Here is a 17,364-nt window from a genome sequence, read left to right on the forward strand (position 1 = left end):
TCGCTGCGGTGATCGCGGCTCACGCCTTCGAGCTGCCTGAGAACTGGAGGCGCGCATGAGCGCCCCCACACTCATCGCGACGGTGACGAAGAACAACGTGGAGGAGGTTCGGGTCAGCCTGACCACCTTCAACGGACTCGACCTCATCGACATCCGGACCTTCGCGCGCCTGATCGGTGCGCACGGCGAGCCGGTGCCGACGAAGCGCGGCATCTGCCTGTGTCGGGACCGTCTGCCTGATCTCATCCAAGCTCTAATCCAAGCACAGGAGGGCGGCGCATCATGCTGAGCCTCGATGGTATCGCCCGCGCTCTCGGTGGTGAGGTTCGCGGTAATAAGGTTCGTGCACCCGGTCCCGGGCATTCGCCCGCCGATCGTTCTTTGACGGTCTGGCTCACCGACGATGGGTCCGACATCACGGTCGATAGCTTCGCCAACGACGGCAAGCTGATGTGCAAGGACTTCGTGCGCTCCAAGATCGGCTTGCCGCCGTGGGAGCCGAAGAGCGCCAACGACGACTCCAGCGTCAAGCGCATGTCGGCGCGGGTGCAGGGGGACGCGGCCGCAGCAGCGAAGCCCGAGCCGGGGGGCGAGCCGGCCGGCGGCACGATCGTCATGCCGATCCCGCCTGGGAAGCGTCCTAGCAACTTCCGCTCGGCGCGACGCGATGAGCCGGTGGCGGTCTACACCTACCGGGACAGAGAAGGTCGCGACCTCGGCTACATCGCCCGGTTTGAGACCGCCGACGGCAAGGTGTTCCTACCCACCACCCTGTGGCGGACTCCCACCGGCCTCGCTTGGCTCAGCAAGACCTGGCCGAAGCCGCGGCCGCTCTACGGCCTCGATCGTCTCGCCGCGCGGCCCAACGCCTCCGTCATCGTGGTTGAGGGCGAGAAAGCAGCCGACGCTGCGCAGAGCGTGTTCCCTAACAGCGTGGTGGTGACGAGCCCGGGAGGATCGAAGGCAGCCAAGTCAGCGGACTGGACGCCGCTCGCCGGGCGGCAGGTGATGATCTGGCCGGACAACGATGCGCCGGGCCTCGGCTACGCCGTTGACATCGAGCGCGAGCTAGCGGCCGTGGGGGCCGGCATCATCACGACGGTGGACGCCATGCGGGTGGCCGCGACGCTGCCATCGGGCGAGGATCGCCAGCCACCTGAAGGCTGGGATGCCGCTGACGGCCTCGAGGTGGATGGCTGGCAGCCGGAAGACCTGGCGGCCTTAGTTCTGCAGCACGTTGATCGGGTCGAGCCGACACCGAGCTACGTGTCGTTTGACCGCTTCCGAATGAATGCCGATGGCCTGACTGCGGAGGTCACGAAGGGGCGGGGTGAGAGTGCCACCACGGAGGACATGTGGATCTCGGCGCCGTTCGAGGTGATTGGCCGCGCCCGGGATCCCTACGGCCTCGGCTGGGCCCGGTGGCTCCGCTGGCGGGATCCTGACGGCCGCCGTCACGAGCATGCTGTGGCTGACGCGGCGCTCCACGGCGATATGGGCGCGCTGGCCGCCGATCTTGCCGCCCGTGGCCTCGTCGTCTCTCGCGCCGGTCGCGGACCGCTCTGCGACTACCTGAACCGGGTGACGGTGACGGCGCGCGTTACCACCGTGAACCGGACCGGCTGGCACATCATCGGCGAGCAGCGGGTGTTCGTACTGCCGGACTCCGTGATCGGTCAGCCCGAAGCAGAGACGGTGATCCTGACCGGTGCGACCGCGGCGCCCTACTCGCGAAAGGGGACGTTGCAGGATTGGCGGGACAGCGTCGGTAGGCTGACCACCGGCCACGGCCGCCTCGTCCTGGCAGTGGCGACCGCATTCGCCGGTCCGCTCGTCGATCTTGTTGGTGGCGAGGGTGGCGGGGTGAACCTGTACGGCCAGTCGAGCCGCGGGAAGACCACCGCCCTGAAGACGGCCGCTAGCGTCTGGGGTCGAGGCGCCTCGGATCCTGGTTTCGTTCGGTCCTGGCGAGCTACGGCCAACGCGCAGGAGGCCACAGCCGCGATCGTCACAGACACCCTACTTTGCCTCGACGAGATCGGGGTGGCTGAAGGTCGAGACGCGGCGGCGGCCGTCTACCAGTTAGCCTCGGGCGTGGGCAAAGGACGCTCGGCCCGGGACGGCTCAATTCGGGCGCCGATGACGTGGCGGGTGCTGACCCTCTCAACTGGCGAGCTGCCGATGGCCGCCAAGATCGCCGAGGACAAGCAGCGTAAGGCCTACGCTGGCCAGGCGGTGCGTCTACTCGACGTGCCGGCCGATGCTGGTCACGGATACGGCCTATTCGACAATGCCGGTCCCGACGGGGATCCGGCCCGGCTCGCAGAGGCGCTGCAGAAGGCGGCCCTGTCAGCTTACGGTGAGGCCGGGCCCGCATTCGTCCGCGCTCTGATGGACATGGGCCAGGAGGAAGCCCGGGCACTCGTTGTCGATCTCGTGGACAACTTCGTCACGGAGCACGCGCCCGCCGACGCGGACGGACAAATCCGGCGTGCAGCCGCGCGATTGGGAGTGATCGCTGCGGCGGGTGAGTTGGCCCGCACCTTCAACATCGTCCCGTGGGAGGAAGGTGAGGCCGAGGCGGCCGCGGCGCGGGCGCTGGCCGACTGGATCGGCTCGCGGGGCGGCACTGAGCCGGCCGAGGTCCGCGAGGCCATCGCCCAGGTACGCCGGTTCTTCGAGGCGCATGGTGAGAGCCGCTTCGAGTCGACGGACGACACCGACTCCCGCCCCGTTCCGAACCGTGCCGGTTGGCGCCGCGGTCACGGTGACGGTCGGGTCTGGCTCGTCCTACCCGAGATGTGGAAGTCCGAGGTTTGCTCCGGTCTCGATCCAGTGGCGACAGCCCGCATCCTAGCCGATCACGGCATGCTCAAGCGGGACAAGGCGAAGTTGCAGCGGCCGGAGCGGACACCCGCCGGACAGTTACGGGTCTACGTGATCACGGCGGCCGTGTTCGATGGAGGCTCCGATGCGTCCTGATCTTCGCCTCCGACTCCGTGAAATCACGAAGTTCCTCTCTACCCGGAGAACAGGTGTACCAGGTGTAACAGGTGTACCAAGCTCAGCACTACACCCAGTGGTACACCCTGCTGGTACACCTCCAGGATCCGAAAAAGATCAACAAAATCAACGCGTCACACCTGGTACACCTTGTTACACCCTCGAAAATGGAGATGGCGATAAGCGGTACACCTCAGAGGGTGTGACAGCGGGTGTAGCAGAACGTGTGACGGCTCCGGGCAACGACGCGGAAGATTGGTTCGCCCACTTCGAAGAGCGCGCTGCGATCCGGGAATTTGAGGGCGGCTTCGACCGCGCCGAAGCTGAGCGCCTAGCGCTGGACGAGACGATCGCCGCACTCGGGCCGCAGCCCGGCAGCATCCATTAGCAACGGAGGATCCGTGATGAACTTTTCCAATATCGCCGGTGCGATCAACGCCGCCCACGCCGGTGTCGAGGCTGCCAAGCGGGAGGGCGCACGCTACGCCGTTGAGTGTGGCCGGCTCCTGGCCCAGGCCAAGGACACCGTCCCGCACGGAGGCTGGGACGCATGGCTCCGGCTGAACACCACCGTCTCCCCCAGGACCGCGCAGCTCTACATGAGGATCGCCAAGCACGTCGAAGGCGACCCGGCAAAAGCGCAACGCGTTGCGGGTTTGAGTGTGCGCGAGGCGGCGGCCGAGGCGACCGGACCGAAGCGGGCTACCGCATCTCGGAAGCCCCTATCGCCCGAGGCCGAGCACGACTTCACCGAGTTGAAGCAGGTCTGGGACGAGGCGAAGGACAATCCTGATTGGCAGGAGGGTGCGGCCCGCGAGCTATTCCGCATCGGTTACATCACCAAGCCGCAGCGGAACGACATCATCCGGAGCGTCTGGGCGAAGCACTACGCCCATCTGACCGACGCGGATCGGAAGGCTTCCGCTAAGAAGGTGGCCGAACTACTAGCCGAGAAAATGCCCCGCGCGGTGCTGCTCGAACTCATTCCGAAGATCAAGAACGTACCGGCGATCGACATCGCGATTGCGATCCGGGACATACAGGAGGAGCGGAAGCGCCAAGCAGTAGAGGTGCAGCGATGACGCCCGCCGAACAACGGGCCGAGATGTTGGCCGCACTCGCTGATGCCGAGGCGTTCCGCGACGGTGTCGACCGCATGATCGGCACGCTGCGTCGGGTGCTTGCCGTCACGGCCACGACGACGCCCGTGCTGACCGTACCGAACCGGCCGGAATGGCTACCGATCAAAGCTGCCGCTCGTGAGCTTGGGATCGAGCCGATGGCAGCGCGCCGCCGCGCACAGCGTGGCCTGCGCACAGGTCGAGGCCGGAAGGTCGGCGGGCGCCTGCAGCTTCACCTCCCGAGCCAGCCTGAGACGGGCGACGGGTAGGACCCAGGATCACCCCCGTCCCACGATGGGGCCCCTCTCCGCGCAGAAAGCCCGGTCAATACTTGAGGCGGGTCCTCCTGGGGGTGGTCAGGCCTGAGGGTCCGCACGAGCGCAGCTTCTCCGCAGGTATCAACCTTTTCAGCGAGTTTCGCTTCGTCATCTCAAATTTAATTTGCCCTGTAGCTTCGAGGAAACCGTCTCATGAAAGCGAAATCCGTTCTGACTGGCGCTGCAGCCGACGCTGCGCTGATGGTGCCGGTGTCGACGATCGCTCACGCACTCGACGTGACGCCTCGCCGTGTTCAGCAACTCGTTGCTGAAGGCGTAATCCCGAAGGCTGAGCGCGGCCGATATCCGCTCATTCCGGTGGTTCGAGCCTACCTCGCGCATCAGCGTGCCGCGCCGGATGTCGCGCCCGGCGATCTAGATCCTGCGCAGGAGCGCGCCCGCAAAGATCGTGCGCTCGCAATCTCAGCCGAGATCAAGAACGACATCGCCACCGGCAAGGTGGTGTTGGCTGAAGTGGCCATCGCGTCGCAAATCATCCTGTGCCGGAAGATCAAGAACAAGGTCGAGGCCATTCCGAGCCGAGCGGCGCCTCGCGGGATCGCCTGCAAAACCGTAGCCGAACTGCATGCGCTGCTAGCCCGCGAGACGGAACTGGTTCTGGTCGAACTCAGCGATGGGGATGGCTTAGTGACCCTGGACGAGGTTAAGGCCGAAGTCGCAAGCATGACTGTGTGAATTGTCGCGTTTTGTGACCCTGCGCCTCTACTATTGTCGCGTTTTGTTATCTGCCCAGGTCAGTGAAGTTGCCCGATACTGTTCTTCGTTGAGCGCTGGACTTCATCTCCCCAGCCGCTCGGCAGGAGCGGCATCTGACCTTGGGGGTGGGTGCCGCTCCCCAGATTTGGGGAAAAGGCATGCTGGGACGACGGGACAAGGCGAAAGGCCTGGAGGCCGAGGTGCAGAGCCTAGAGGTGCGCCGCTCGGGCGTGCTGAACCGGCTCGCCGATGCGGTCACCCGCCATGACGCTGCCGTAGCTGAGCAGCGGCGGTTCCTGACTGAGACAGACGGCGCTGACGCCCGGCAGGCCAGGTCCGTCGCGGAGAATAGCCGGAAGGCCGCGGACGAGCGCGCCGCCCTGGAGGATGCGGCCCGCACCCTGGCTGAGCTGATCGAGGATGCGAAGGCCCGGCTGGCTGCCGAGCGGGACCGACGCGAGCGCGACCGGACCGCTGGCGAGATCGAGGCCGGCGCCGTTCGGATCGAGGAAGCCGCCGCGAGGATGGACGAGGCCGCGGCTGCCTTCGACCGCGCCAACATCGCGTTGGTGCAGGCGTGCCGGGATCACGCTCCCCGCGATCCGATCCTCGGCAGCGGCCCCGAGGGCAACATCCTCGCCGCTGCCGGGCGCCTCGCCGGCATCCTACCTAGGGAGAACCCCTTCGAGGGTGTGGCTGGCTACGAGCGTCCGATCGGCGCCGTGCCGGCTGCCGCGGTCACAGTCTCGGCCATGCGCGCCAATGCGAGGGCGATCCGCGAGGGCGCCGCCCCGAACGTGCTGCCGTCCAAACCGCCGGAGCCAACGCAGCCTGCCATCTTCCCGGAAGTGCAGGTCGTGCTGTCGCGCCCGGCCTTCTACCGCACCTATCTCGGCCAGCGGATCGACGTGCCAGCCGGCGGCCTGATGCTCCCCGAGCCCATCGCGGCGCAGGCCATGAACCTGGGCGTTGGCTTCGGTCCGCAGTCCATGCCGGGCGCCGCGATCATGCGGATCCTACGTATCAACCCAGCCGCCCGGATCGAGCCGGACGAGAGCGGCTCGTTCCGCGGCGTGGCCTTCACGGGCGCGCTGGGCGACGGCGGCAAGGGCATGAAGCCGGCCGAGCCGCCGGCCGACCTCGGCGCGCTGCCTGACATGCACGGGGTGATCCTGTCGGAGGCCGCGCAATGAGACGCTACAGCCTCGACAGAAACGACGGCCGCATCTGGATCGACGGCCAGATCAGTGAGCACCACGTCAGCGCTGCTGCGGTGCGCCGGTCCCTTCTTGAGGTCGCCCAAACCGGCCTGGTCCGGGTGGTGATCGACACGCCCGGCGGATCCTGCGCCGAGGGGTTGGCGATCTACACCGCTCTGCGCGAGTGCGGCCGACCCGTCGAGGTCACGGTCCGCAACGCCTTCTCCATGGGTGCGGTCATCGCCATGGCGGGCGAGCGCGTCGCCATCGAGGCTGGCGGCATCATCGGCCTGCACAGCAGCCGCGTGGATCGTGAGACGGCGGGCGCCAGCGTCTCGGACAGTCACCTCACGGCAGAGGCCCTGCGCAGATTTGCGCGGGCCCTGTGGTCGTCGGAAGCCACCAAGGGCGACGCCGCTCGGGTGCTCGACCTCGCACACGGTGCTGAAGCCGCAGACGCCACGCACCTCGACATCCTAGCGCGCCGCACTGGCCTGCCGCGGCACGAGCTGACCGCCCTGCGCGCCGCAGAGACCGTGCTGACCGCCGAGCGGGCCGTGGCCCTAGGCTTCGCCGACCGCATCATCCCGACCCTGGGGGCCTGACATGCCTAAGCCGCAGGAAGTCGCCTCCATCAAGGTGAAGGGCAGGAACTACCTGAACTGGCAGACGGTGTCCGTCACCCGGTCCGGCGTCGAGCTGTTCCCGAAGTTCGCCTTCACCGCAGCGGCTCCGGCCGAGAGCGCCCCGGACTTCGCCTCCATGAAGCTCGGCATCGGCGACCCTTGCGAGGTGATCCTCGGCGGGCGGCAGGCTGTCTCCGAGGGCCGCATCACGGGCCGGCAGCCGGCCTACGATGCCCGAGAGCACGGCCTGCAGATCACGGGGACGACCCGCTCGCAGGTGATCGCGAGATCGGCGGTCAACCACGAACAGGGCGAGTTCAAGAACTACAGCCTCAGCCAGATCGCCAACTCCGTCCTCAAGCCCTACGGCGTCAAGTTCAGTCTGAAGGGCGACACGTCCGACGCAGACAAGGTGTTTCCGAAGGTCAATGTGCTGGTTGGCGAGAGCGTGTTCGACTTCATCGAGCGCCTGTGTCGATTTCGGAACATCTACCTGCTGCCCGGCCAGGGCGCCGATATCGTCGGCTACAGGTTGAAGCCCAAGACCGGCGCCATCGCCGAATTGCAGGAAGGCCGCAACATCCTCTCGGCCAACGCCGTGTTCGACTATGCGGACGCCTTCTCTGAAATTCAGTCCATTGGACAGCAGCCGGGCAACGATCAGACCTTCGGCGACGCCTCCCGGGACGTGACCGCCACGGTGAAGAACTCGGCCGTCACCGAGCATGCGCCGTACCGCTTCCTCGCCGAGCAGCCAGGCGACCAGGCCGACATGCGGATGCGGGCCCAGCACGAAAACGGGTTCAACCTCGCCAACCAAATCAGCGTGAACATCAAGGTGCAGGGCTGGTTCAAGGACCAGAACAGCCTCTGGCTGGAGCACATCGGCGATGTCGTCTCAATCTACTCGCCGATGTTGTTCACCAAGGACCACATGCTGCTGGCCATCCAGGCGGTGACCTCTTCGCAGGGGCCGCAGGGCACCACCACCGACATTAACCTCGTCTTGCCGGAAGCCTACAACGGCGGCGGCCAGACCCAGTCCGGCGGCGCTCAAGGCTCCGGCGGCACCCCGGCGGGGCTCTACACCTGAGCGCCCTCACAGACATAGGAGGTCGGCATGGCCGATGAGACCCTGCGGATGCAGGCCGAGGTGGTCGACCGGTTCTCCGGACCGTTGAAGAGCCTGCGCGCGCAGCTGCTCGATACCAGCCGGCAAGGCGCCTCGCACGGTGAGACCTTGGCGAAGGGGATGGGCAAGGCCGAGGCCGCGATCCAGTCCACCGCGCGCTCCGCGACGACGATCCTGAACCCCGCGCTGGCGACGGTAGGCGTCACCGGGTTGACCGCGGGCGCAGCGGTGGCCGGCGTGGCGATGTCGCTGAGCAAGCTCTCCAGCAACCTGTCGAGCCTGGGGGCGCTCAGTCGTGAAACGGGCGTAGCGGCCGGCACGCTGCAGACGTTCGGCGCCGTCGCTCGCAAGTTCGGGTTAGAGCAGGACGCGGTTGCCGCCGGCACCAAGACGTTCGCCGGGAACATGCGCGAGTTTTCCCGCGGCATCGGCGAAACTTACTCATGGATCACCCGGCAGGGCACGGACGCGGCCGGGCGGAAGGCCTTCCAGGACTTCGCCAAGGACATCCGTGGCACCTCAGACGAGGGCGAGAAGCTCCGCAAGAGCCTCACCTTCATGGAGACCATCAAGAACCCGGTGGAGCGGGGCATCTTCGCCCAGCGCGTGTTCGGCAACGCCGACTTCGGTCGGCTCGGCGACGAGCACCTCGGCAAGCTGGCCGATGTCTGGAACAAGCAGAAGGAACGGCTGGGTCCGCTCGACCCGAAGGCCATTCTTCAGGCTGAGAAATTCGAGCAGGCCGTGGCTGACCTGCGGACCTCGATGCAGACGATCGGCACGACCATCGCCCGGCAGGTGCTCCCGTATGCCTCCGAGTTCACGCAGTGGATCGACGGCATCGCCAAGGATCAGCGCGGCGATTTCGTGAAGGGTCTGCGCACGGGCTTGGAGGGCATCAGTCGCGAATTAAACGCCATTGACTGGAAAGGGGCCGGCGCCTCGGCGAAGGAGATGCTGGTCTCGACCACCATGCTGGTCCGGCCGCTCGCCGAGAGCGTGAAGGAAATCGCCGCGGCGATCCGCTCCTTCAACGAGGGCAAGTACGTCGAGTCGTTCCGGCACTTGGACGGCGGCAGCGGGCCGCTTGCGCGCCGGCTCGCGCCCATGAGGGGCGACGATGAGATCGCGGCCCAGGAGGACGTGGATCGCCTCCGGAAGCTGCGGGACGTGGCAAAGGATGCCTCGGACCACCTCATCGGCCGCACGCAGCAGCGGATGGGCCTGATCGACAGCCCGGAGGCGGCGCAGCAGAAGCTCACGGCCGCGGAAGCCGAGCTGGCCCGCCTCAAGGCTCGCACGCCTGAGCAGCGCGACCGCGACTATAGGGAGTCGACGGAGAAGCTGCGGCGGTCGATCGACGGCCTGTCCGAGCAGATGAAGGCTCAGCAGGGCGCCACGGCTCAGAAGTCATCCGCTGAGGGCGACGGGCCGTTCGGCGGTGCGCGGATCCAGTCTGCAGCCTTTTCGGGCGGTGGCAGCTTCCGGAGGCCTCCTAGCCTTGGTGGCGGCGCGAACCTGCCCGGCGGCGGCTCTGGCCCCGGCTACAGCGGCGAGGCCGGTCCTGCAGGTCCAGGCGCTGGCCGTAGCGGTGGACGCCTCAATGGCCTCGGCGGCGGCACGCCGCGGCTGCCAGGGATCGGAGGCGGTTCTGCTCCACGTGGCGATGGTAGCGGCAGTGCCGGCGCCGCTCGCATGAGCCAGATGATGGGCTACGCGATGGATCAGCTTCGTCGCGAAGGCGTGCCTGAAGATCGGCTCCGGGAAAGCGCGGCGCACCTCGTCGGACAGGCCTTCATGGAGTCGGGCCTGGACCCGAATAAGATCCACGACGGCGGTACCGGCTACGGCATCTACGGCGCCCGCGACCCAAAGGGCTGGGGCAACTATCGGGGAGCCCGACGTAGCGACATGGTCAGGTGGCTTGAGGCCAATGGCTATGCCCGCAACTCCGCCGAGGGCCAGATGCGCGAGATGGCTCACAGCGCCATGTCGGGGCGCTATCCTCGAACCCGTAGCATCTTGATGGGTGATGGTTCGGGCAACCTCGAAGGCGATACCAACGCCATCACGAAGGAGTTCGAGGCGCCGAAGTTCATCAACCGGCGCTCTGGCGCGGTGCGCAACGCCCTACGCGCCGATCCTGAGATGCCAGCCAACCGTCTGTCCGGCCTACCGCGCCCCGATATCGGCAAAGCTGAAGGCGACTTCCTGCCGAACGGCGCACCGCGGGTCCTCAAGCCCAACAGCATGAAGGACGCGCCCGGCGTGACCATGGAGGAAGCAAACCGCCTCCGCAGTGGCCGAGCCGACGGTGAGGCGTGGGCGGCTCGGGAGAAGGCCAGGAAGGCGTTCGAGGCGATGCAGCAGGGCGAGGGTCGCCTCGACGCCTCGGCCGGCAGGGCGGGCATCGTGGCGGCGCCGAAGGTCGAGAACAACGGCTCGGTCGTGGTCAACGTCCACAAGGCTGGTGCGGACGCTCGGGTCACGACCTCGACCGCCGGCAACCTCTTCCGCGACGTGGTGCAGAACCATGGGCGCCAGATGGCGAAGGCGGAGTAGCAGTCAGGGCTACGCGACAGCGGCCAACTGCGGGCAGGCGTGAGCGGAAAAAGGGGAGCAAAATGCCTATCAGATCCATCAGCGCAACGGTTGCCGTCTGCGCCGCCTTAGGCTTCGTGGCCACGTTTTATGTGGGATTGGCCTACGCGTTCATCATGTTGGTCAGTTGGATCGGCCGAACCTTAGGTGTAGCCTGACCTCTTTCAATGAGGTCAGACACCCTGTGCCTGAAAATCTGCCCGTTCCCACCTCAGGTGGGTGGTTCGCTGAGTGGGTAGCCAGCGGCAAGCTACCAGGGGCAGCTAAAGCGATTGCACAGCTCATTGGTGACACAGCGAACGCAGGCAGCGCTTGGGTGAACATCGCCACAGCGAAGGGCGAACAGATCCAACAACGCATTCGAACTGAAACGGCGGGATCCAGCGCCATCATGGAGGCTCTAGCTGCTGAAGCCGCAAAATTAGGCGCATCCGATCCTGCTGTTGTGGAGGTCGCGTTGCGGCAGCTTGGTTCTTCCGCTGTTCGGAAGCATCTTAATAAGGCTTCGGTGTTGCAAAATGCCGCCGATGAGATGAACTCCGGCGATCCGATCGGGGACGCGCCCCCTGACATTGAAGATGATTGGCTAAATCGTTTTGAGGATTTGGCCGCCGGCGCAAGTTCAGAACGCATGCAGAAGCTTCTTGGTAGAGTACTTGCGGGTGAGATACGGAAGCCAGGGGCTTTCTCGTTCGCGACGCTTAATTTTGTAGACGTCCTGGACACTCAAGTTGCGACGTCTTTGTCCGCCATGGCGCCATTCATAATCGCCTATGACTTTATACCCTTCACTTCCCGGTTCAATTTCACAGATATGTTCGATCGAATATTGGATTTGAAGCACTATGGAATAATATCAGACGAAATAACAAGGAAAACTAAATTCAACCCAGATAAAAAACAATTGTTTACTGTGGCAAGGACTGGATTTATGGTAGGCGGCATCAGCGAAGAGGAAATGTCTTTAGATATCCTGCCACTTACGCGCGTCGGAAAAGAAATCTTTCCGTTAATAGAGTGCAGCTTATCGGACGATCAGACGAATGAATTTGTTGACCACCTTTTCGGACATATCAAAGCCGAATGGATTGAGATTGGAACGGTGAAGCTCATAGATCGAGACAATGGAATTTTCACACCGGTTTCGAGACGCAATAGGCCTGGGAATATTTAGAAATCTGGCGCAAGTGCAACCAGACCGTTATGAGCGGCCGGCTCTAACCATTGAGCTACAGGCCCCAGCGTCCGCATAGCCGTCGCGACCACGCGGGCGCAACTCGGGCCGCTGCTACGAAGAAGGGATGGGGTCAGTGCCGCACGGTCGGCACGACGCCCGCGAAAGATGCCATGCCGTCCGCTTCGACCGTCGCAGTGAAGGCCTCGTAAGCCTCTTGGTCCGTCGTGAAGGTCTCCTGCCAAGCGGTGCAGCCGCCAGACGACAGATCGATCACGACCAGCTGCCAGGGATCCCGCGTGCCGGCATAGCGGTAGATCTCGACATCGACGGCTTCACCATCTCGGCTGAAGGAGCCGGATAGCGGGGAATGCTCGAACTCGCGGTCCTCGTCCTCCACAGCCACCTCCGTCAGTTCGCTGGCTCCGGATCCTCTCGGTGCCGCAACGACCCCAGTTAACAAGTCAGTCTGTCACAGCGCGTCCCAGATCCAAGCCGCTGCCACCATCGCGGCGCCGCCGCACGCCAACGCTACCACGATGTAGCGGTGCAGGCGGTCGTAAAGAGGGAGCGGCATGGCCAGGCACTCGCAGAAGCGGGCCCACTGATGGTCATAGGCAACTTCCGGCCGCCAGCGATAAATCTTAACGATTTGTCAATTCAGAATTTGCGTGGTCCACAAGCCACAGCGTCTGAGGTTCAGTCCTTCAGGTGGCTCGCGAGACCGCCGAGGACTACAATGGCGACAACGGCGAGCGCGCATGCCGCGGCGATGAGAATGGTGCGCATCTGCCCGCTCCGTGGTTCGCGACGGACGTCATCCTCACTTCAGATAGCCCTTCGCCTTCAGGTGCTCGGTGAGAAGCTTCTCGACGTAGGAGGCAACCGAACGGCTGTCCTCGGCGGCTGCCTTCTCTGCCGCTGCCTTCACGGCGTCGGCCACGCGGACGGAGATCGCTGAGGTCTTTGCCATGGGTGCAATTGTGTGCAGTTGACATCCAAATTCGGTGTCTTCATACTGCACTCAGTTGCACACAAATGCAACGGGCCGACACGGGGGTTAGGAGCCCCGGGCCAGCCCTGACCATCAACGCATCGGAGCTACGTCAATGGCTACCCACGCCCATAGCACACGCGCGCCCTTATTACGCCCGTCCGGCAGCCAGGGCCTGAGCAGATTTGCTCAGACCGAGCAAAGCCCTCGAAGCTTATTAGGCGCGGCGCCCGGCCGGCAGTCGGGCCCCGTCACCATCGCCATCGCGACCATGCGCGCCGCGGATCCAGATCTGGATCGGCAACGCCTCCGCGACCTGCGCCGCCGGATCGCCGACCGCATCGAGGCGGACATCGCCTTATTAGATGCGCTCGACGGCGACGCGGACCTGGAGGACGGTCACGACGCCGAAGGGCTCACCGACGACAACGGCATTGCCGACCTCGAAGCCGTGGCCGAGCAGGGCTTCTCTGGCTACGGGAGGTGCCTGTGAGCGGTCTCGCATCCCGCCGCGGGTTCCTTCGCGGTCTCACCACGCTTCCTCTTATTGGGGGCAGTGTGGCCCTCATCGGCGCCCCATCTGCGGTCGCCCTTCCAACCTCACGGGAGCTTCTCGACAGCTACGACGCGTGGCTCGACATGGAGCGACGCTTTCTCAAGTGGGAGCGCTTTCGGTCGACCGAACTGTACGATGCCAACCCCAACTGCCAGTGCGTCTGGTACGACAAGGTGACTGGCCGGCGCTTCGATTGGGTGCCGTTGGACAACCTCGGCGCCGGCTATCACATGTCGGACGATCCGGCGAAACAGCCACAACCGTCCAGTCGTGCAGCTCTCGTGCTGAGCGCCGTGGGTTGCTCCTGGCAGGGGGGACGTGGATGAACGGCCCCTCCCATCGCCGTGGCTTCCTTCGTGGATTGGCCTCGCTTCCCCTAATCGGGGGCGGCGTGACGCTCATCGGGACGCCGACCGCTGCCGCGACACCGGTGACGCCCGGCCTGCTGAGGGCCTACGCCGATTGGCTCGCAGTCGAGTACGGCGAGGCGCTGATCGAGCTGGATACCATTGGGGCAGCGGACAAGCCGGTGAGGATTGCCCTCGCTGTCGAGAAGTTCCGGCGCGAGTGGTGTCAGGACAACGGAACGCTGAACCCGCCGAGCGGCGGCGGCAGACGCTTCGTGAGCCCACCCGTCTCTGCTCCGTCCACCCGCGCGGCTGTCGTGTTGGCGGCGGTCGGCTCCGATTGGCGGGAGGGCTAGCCATGGCTCTAGCGCCTCGGCATGTCCGGCTCGCGGCCAAGGATGGTCGCCGGGTCGGCAAGATCACAAAGGCGGCACGCCAAGCCGCCGATCCTGCCATGGAGATTGCCCGCCTACGGCGAACTTTGAATGAGATCAGGAAGGAGGCGGAGAACGTCAATCGTCGCGGCGACGCGGCGATGGAAGTGCTCAACGCGGCCTTCACCGCTGTGTGTGGAACCGATCGGTTGGCGGCGCGGGCTCTCGTGCGTGAGGCTCTTATCGAATGCCGCTTCGCGCTCGGCGCTCACCTCGTCATCCGCCTATGCGAATTGGCCGAGGAGGGCTCGCTATGCGCCTGACTGTCGGCAGTGCCGGTCCGTCCAGTCCATCATCGGGGCGACCTGAGGCGGCCGCTCGATATCGGCTGGCGGGGTTTCAATCCCACCCCTTCCGCCAGGGATCCCTACCTTGACATGGTAGGGGTCACAGGTTCGCGGGCAAAGTTGAGCTTAGGGTACGCATCGGATGCGTACCCTTGGCATCCACGCCCGCCCGGCGGCTGATCTGGAGGAATGCGAAGGGCGGACGTGGAGGTCGGGAGGTGAAGCCGACGTTCGCAGGCTATCGCCGCTCAGGGCGCCGGTCTCTCACCTATGCAAGAGGTCGACAGGAATTCAGGCATCCACGCCCGCCCGGGAAAGCTCTGGCGGGCTCATCAGACGAGCGTGGAGGCCAACGAGACGGTCGAGAACTCGCCGGCAGATTGAGCCCTAGCCCGACTGCCTTGCCAAACTATGACCGGGCTTTGACCACTGTGACCATCAGATTGTAGGTACCACTGTAGGCAGCACCACCATGAAAACCGCTAACACATTGACATTTAAGCGGTTTCAGGAAGGAACTGGCGGAGAGGGGGGGATTCGAACCCCCGATGCCCTTGCAGGCATGCCGCATTTCGAGTGCGGTGCATTCAACCGCTCTGCCACCTCTCCGCAAGGTGCCTCGATGAGACGGGCGGTGCGTAGCACGCGTGGTCCCGCTTCACAAGCGAGACGTCGCGCGGCGCCGGATCAGACCACCACGGTGATCGCCTGCGCCGCGCGGGTCAGGCCGGTGTAGAGCCAGCGCGCCCGGTGCTCGCGGAACGCGTAGGATTCGTCGAACAGCGTGACCCGATCCCACTGCGACCCTTGAGCCTTGTGCACCGTCAGCGCGTAGCCGTAGGTGAACTCGTCCGTCTCGCGCCGCAGGAACAGCGGGATCTCCTCGTCCGTGCCGGAGATCATCGCGCGCAGCACCTTGATGTCGGTGGGCTTCCGGCGGAGCGCCGGGTCGTCCTCCGGCACCACGTCGAGGCGGATCAGGTCCGGACGCGGCGGCGCGCGCAGGGCCTGCACGGTCCAGGTCGAGCCGTTGAGCAGGCCCTTCACCCGGTCGTTGCGCAGGCAGACCAGCTTCTCGCCGATCGCCGGCATCGGGTCCGTGTGGCCGGCGAGCTCCCGCAGCCGTGCATTGTAGAGGCGGCGGGTCTTGTTCAAGCCGACCAGCACCTGATCGCACTCGAGCACCTCGGCCGGATCCAGGGCGCGGCGCGACACGATCCGGCTCTGCCCGTAGCTGCCGAGCTCCAGCCGGCCGCCCTCGCGCACGGTCATGGCCATGCGGACGATCGGGTCGTCCTTGGCCTGCCGGTGCACCTCGGTGAGCATCACGTCGGGCTCAGCCTCGGTGAAGAAGCCGCCGCCGCGCACCGGCGGCAGCTGCGCCGGGTCGCCCAGGACGAGGACCGGCCGCTCGAAGGACAGGAGATCGTTGCCGAGGTCGGAATCGACCATCGAGCACTCGTCGATGATGATCAGGTCCGCCTTGGCGGCCGGGCCCGAGCGGTTCAGCGTGAAGGTCGGCCCGCCCTCCTCTGCCTCCTTGGTGCGGTAGATCAGCGAGTGGATCGTGGCGGCGTCGTAGCAGCCCTTCTGGCGCATCACCGAGGCCGCCTTGCCGGTGAAGGCCCCGTAGACCACCGTGCCGTCGACATCCTCGGCGATCCGGCGGGCGAGCGTCGTCTTGCCGGTGCCGGCATAGCCGAACAGCCGGAACACCTGCGATCCCCCGTCTCGCCGCCACGCGGCGATCGCCTTCAGCGCCGCGTCCTGCTGCGGCGCGTAGGCGGCCGGCAGACCCGCACTCACGGCCAGCGCACGGTCGGCGGCATCGAGGAGAGGATGGAGGCGACGTTGCCGCCCGTCTTCAGGCCGAAGATCGTGCCCCGGTCGTAGAGCAGGTTGAACTCCACGTAGCGGCCCCGCCGCACCTGCTGCTCGTGGCGGTCCGCCTCGGTCCAGGGCGTGCCGAGATTGTCGCGCACGATCTTCGGGTAGGCCTCCAGGAAGGCCCGGCCCACGTCGCGGGTGTAGGCGAGGTCGGCCTGCGGCGTCCCGCTCCAGAGGTAATCGTAGAAGATCCCGCCGATGCCGCGCGGCTCGTTCCGGTGCTTGAGGTGGAAATACTCGTCGCACCACGCCCTGTAGCGGGCGTGGTCGATGCCGTGCGCCGCGCAGGCCCGCGCCAGGCAGGCGTGGAAGTGGCGGCTGTCCGGATCGTCCTGCGTGCGGCGCCGGTCGAGCACCGGCGTCAGGTCGGCCCCGCCCCCGAACCACGCCCGCGTCGTCGCGACGAACCGGGTGTTCATGTGCACCGTCGGCACGTGCGGGTTCCACGGATGGGCGATCAGCGAGATGCCGGTGGCGAAGAAGCGCGGGTCCTCGGCGGCGCCGGGCATCTGGGCGCGGAATTCCGGCGCGAACTCGCCGTGCACCGTCGAGATGTGCACGCCGGCCTTCTCGAAGACGCGGCCCCGCAGCATCGCCATGACGCCGCCGCCGCCCGGCCGCCCGGTATGGTCGGTCCGGTTCCACGGGGTCTTCTCGAACGTCCCGGGGCCCTCGGGCGCGTCGGGGTGGAACGGGCCCGCCGCCTCCGCCTCGAGGGTCTCCAGAGCGGCGACGATCCGGTCGCGCAGCGTCTCGAACCACGCCGCGGCCTCGGACTTCATGGCCGTCACGTCGGCCTCGGAGGGAGGCGCAGCCAGGGCTGCGCGCGCGTCGTCCGGCATCGTCATGACACAGGCTTTTCCACCCTGCCGGGCGCACGTCAATGCGGTCGCGGCCCCGCACGGGCGCGCAGGGCTCCCGCGCAGGGCTCCCGCGCCGGTGTCCCGACCGGCGACAACGCCCCTACGC

Annotated in this window: 19 protein-coding genes and 1 tRNA gene; 15 read left to right on the forward strand and 5 right to left on the reverse strand. The window is 66.0% G+C overall.

Annotation, left to right across the window (positions count from 1 at the left end; translation table 11 throughout):
• Positions 1 to 55 precede the first annotated feature (55 nt).
• The 11 genes from ASG32_RS12595 (at position 56) to ASG32_RS32410 (ending at position 11,890) form a co-directional block, all read left to right on the forward strand.
• Positions 56 to 289 carry a transcriptional coactivator p15/PC4 family protein gene (locus tag ASG32_RS12595; RefSeq protein WP_056526382.1) on the forward strand — a complete coding sequence of 78 codons (234 nt, stop codon included), beginning with the start codon at positions 56 to 58 and terminating at the stop codon, positions 287 to 289.
• Complete coding sequence (locus tag ASG32_RS12600) at positions 283 to 2,982, forward strand: DUF927 domain-containing protein (RefSeq protein ID WP_056526385.1); 2,700 nt, start codon at positions 283 to 285, stop codon at positions 2,980 to 2,982. Before ASG32_RS12595 ends, ASG32_RS12600 begins: the two co-directional genes overlap by 7 nt.
• Positions 2,983 to 3,229: 247 nt before the next feature.
• A complete protein-coding gene (locus tag ASG32_RS33825; RefSeq protein WP_157861947.1) occupies positions 3,230 to 3,391 on the forward strand; it encodes a hypothetical protein in 162 nt (53 codons plus the stop codon).
• 16 nt (positions 3,392 to 3,407) lie between these two features.
• Entirely contained in the window at positions 3,408 to 4,085 is a 678-nt protein-coding gene (locus tag ASG32_RS12605; protein WP_056526388.1) for a DUF3102 domain-containing protein, read from the forward strand.
• Complete coding sequence (locus ASG32_RS12610; RefSeq protein ID WP_056526391.1) at positions 4,082 to 4,393, forward strand: hypothetical protein; 312 nt, start codon at positions 4,082 to 4,084, stop codon at positions 4,391 to 4,393. Before ASG32_RS12605 ends, ASG32_RS12610 begins: the two co-directional genes overlap by 4 nt.
• 201 nt (positions 4,394 to 4,594) lie before the next feature.
• Positions 4,595 to 5,137: a hypothetical protein gene (locus tag ASG32_RS12615; RefSeq protein WP_056526394.1), complete on the forward strand. Its 543-nt coding sequence runs from the start codon at positions 4,595 to 4,597 to the stop codon at positions 5,135 to 5,137.
• A gap of 140 nt (positions 5,138 to 5,277) precedes the next feature.
• A complete protein-coding gene (locus tag ASG32_RS12620; protein WP_157861948.1) occupies positions 5,278 to 6,351 on the forward strand; it encodes a hypothetical protein in 1,074 nt (357 codons plus the stop codon).
• Positions 6,348 to 6,962 carry an ATP-dependent Clp protease proteolytic subunit gene (locus ASG32_RS12625; protein WP_056526400.1) on the forward strand — a complete coding sequence of 205 codons (615 nt, stop codon included), beginning with the start codon at positions 6,348 to 6,350 and terminating at the stop codon, positions 6,960 to 6,962. The genes ASG32_RS12620 and ASG32_RS12625 overlap by 4 nt, the downstream gene beginning before the upstream one ends.
• A gap of 1 nt (position 6,963) precedes the next feature.
• On the forward strand, positions 6,964 to 8,076 hold the full coding sequence (locus ASG32_RS12630) for a phage baseplate assembly protein (protein ID WP_056526404.1): 1,113 nt from the start codon (positions 6,964 to 6,966) through the stop codon (positions 8,074 to 8,076).
• Positions 8,077 to 8,103: 27 nt separating this feature from the next.
• On the forward strand, positions 8,104 to 10,677 hold the full coding sequence (locus ASG32_RS12635; RefSeq protein WP_056526407.1) for a hypothetical protein: 2,574 nt from the start codon (positions 8,104 to 8,106) through the stop codon (positions 10,675 to 10,677).
• Between the two features lie 223 nt (positions 10,678 to 10,900).
• A complete protein-coding gene (locus ASG32_RS32410) occupies positions 10,901 to 11,890 on the forward strand; it encodes a DUF2806 domain-containing protein (protein ID WP_157861949.1) in 990 nt (329 codons plus the stop codon).
• Positions 11,891 to 12,023: 133 nt separating this feature from the next.
• Here the strand turns inward: ASG32_RS32410 and ASG32_RS12640 are convergent, their stop codons facing one another.
• Both ASG32_RS12640 and ASG32_RS34455 read right to left on the reverse strand, forming a co-directional pair.
• Positions 12,024 to 12,290, reverse strand: coding sequence for a hypothetical protein (locus ASG32_RS12640; protein ID WP_056526410.1), 267 nt, complete (start codon positions 12,288 to 12,290; stop codon positions 12,024 to 12,026).
• A 423-nt stretch (positions 12,291 to 12,713) separates the two neighbouring features.
• A complete protein-coding gene (locus ASG32_RS34455) occupies positions 12,714 to 12,863 on the reverse strand; it encodes a hypothetical protein (protein ID WP_199866106.1) in 150 nt (49 codons plus the stop codon).
• A gap of 136 nt (positions 12,864 to 12,999) precedes the next feature.
• Here ASG32_RS34455 and ASG32_RS33310 point away from each other — a divergent pair, with 136 nt between their 5' ends.
• The 4 genes from ASG32_RS33310 to ASG32_RS12655 all read left to right on the forward strand — a co-directional run bounded on the left by ASG32_RS33310 (position 13,000) and on the right by ASG32_RS12655 (position 14,484).
• Entirely contained in the window at positions 13,000 to 13,377 is a 378-nt protein-coding gene (locus ASG32_RS33310; protein WP_107351951.1) for a hypothetical protein, read from the forward strand.
• The gene (locus ASG32_RS33830; RefSeq protein ID WP_157861950.1) at positions 13,374 to 13,766 is read left to right on the forward strand and encodes a hypothetical protein; all 393 of its coding nucleotides are present in this window, start codon (positions 13,374 to 13,376) and stop codon (positions 13,764 to 13,766) included. Before ASG32_RS33310 ends, ASG32_RS33830 begins: the two co-directional genes overlap by 4 nt.
• Positions 13,767 to 13,831: 65 nt before the next feature.
• Positions 13,832 to 14,143, forward strand: a complete 312-nt coding sequence (locus ASG32_RS12650) for a hypothetical protein (RefSeq protein WP_199866107.1) — start codon at positions 13,832 to 13,834, stop codon at positions 14,141 to 14,143.
• Between the two features lie 2 nt (positions 14,144 to 14,145).
• A complete protein-coding gene (locus ASG32_RS12655; protein ID WP_157861952.1) occupies positions 14,146 to 14,484 on the forward strand; it encodes a hypothetical protein in 339 nt (112 codons plus the stop codon).
• Between the two features lie 543 nt (positions 14,485 to 15,027).
• On the opposite strand, the gene ASG32_RS12660 is transcribed toward ASG32_RS12655, so the two are convergent.
• The 3 genes from ASG32_RS12660 to hemF all read right to left on the reverse strand — a co-directional run bounded on the left by ASG32_RS12660 (position 15,028) and on the right by hemF (position 17,243).
• A tRNA-Ser gene (locus ASG32_RS12660) sits at positions 15,028 to 15,117 on the reverse strand.
• Positions 15,118 to 15,195: 78 nt separating this feature from the next.
• The gene (locus tag ASG32_RS12665; protein WP_012321591.1) at positions 15,196 to 16,314 is read right to left on the reverse strand and encodes an ATP-dependent RecD-like DNA helicase; all 1,119 of its coding nucleotides are present in this window, start codon (positions 16,312 to 16,314) and stop codon (positions 15,196 to 15,198) included.
• Complete coding sequence (gene hemF / locus ASG32_RS12670) at positions 16,311 to 17,243, reverse strand: oxygen-dependent coproporphyrinogen oxidase (protein WP_056526419.1); 933 nt, start codon at positions 17,241 to 17,243, stop codon at positions 16,311 to 16,313. Before hemF ends, ASG32_RS12665 begins: the two co-directional genes overlap by 4 nt.
• Between the last annotated feature and the right edge of the window lie 121 nt (positions 17,244 to 17,364).

The sequence above is a fragment of the Methylobacterium sp. Leaf361 genome, from assembly GCF_001424445.1.
Lineage (GTDB): Bacteria > Pseudomonadota > Alphaproteobacteria > Rhizobiales > Beijerinckiaceae > Methylobacterium.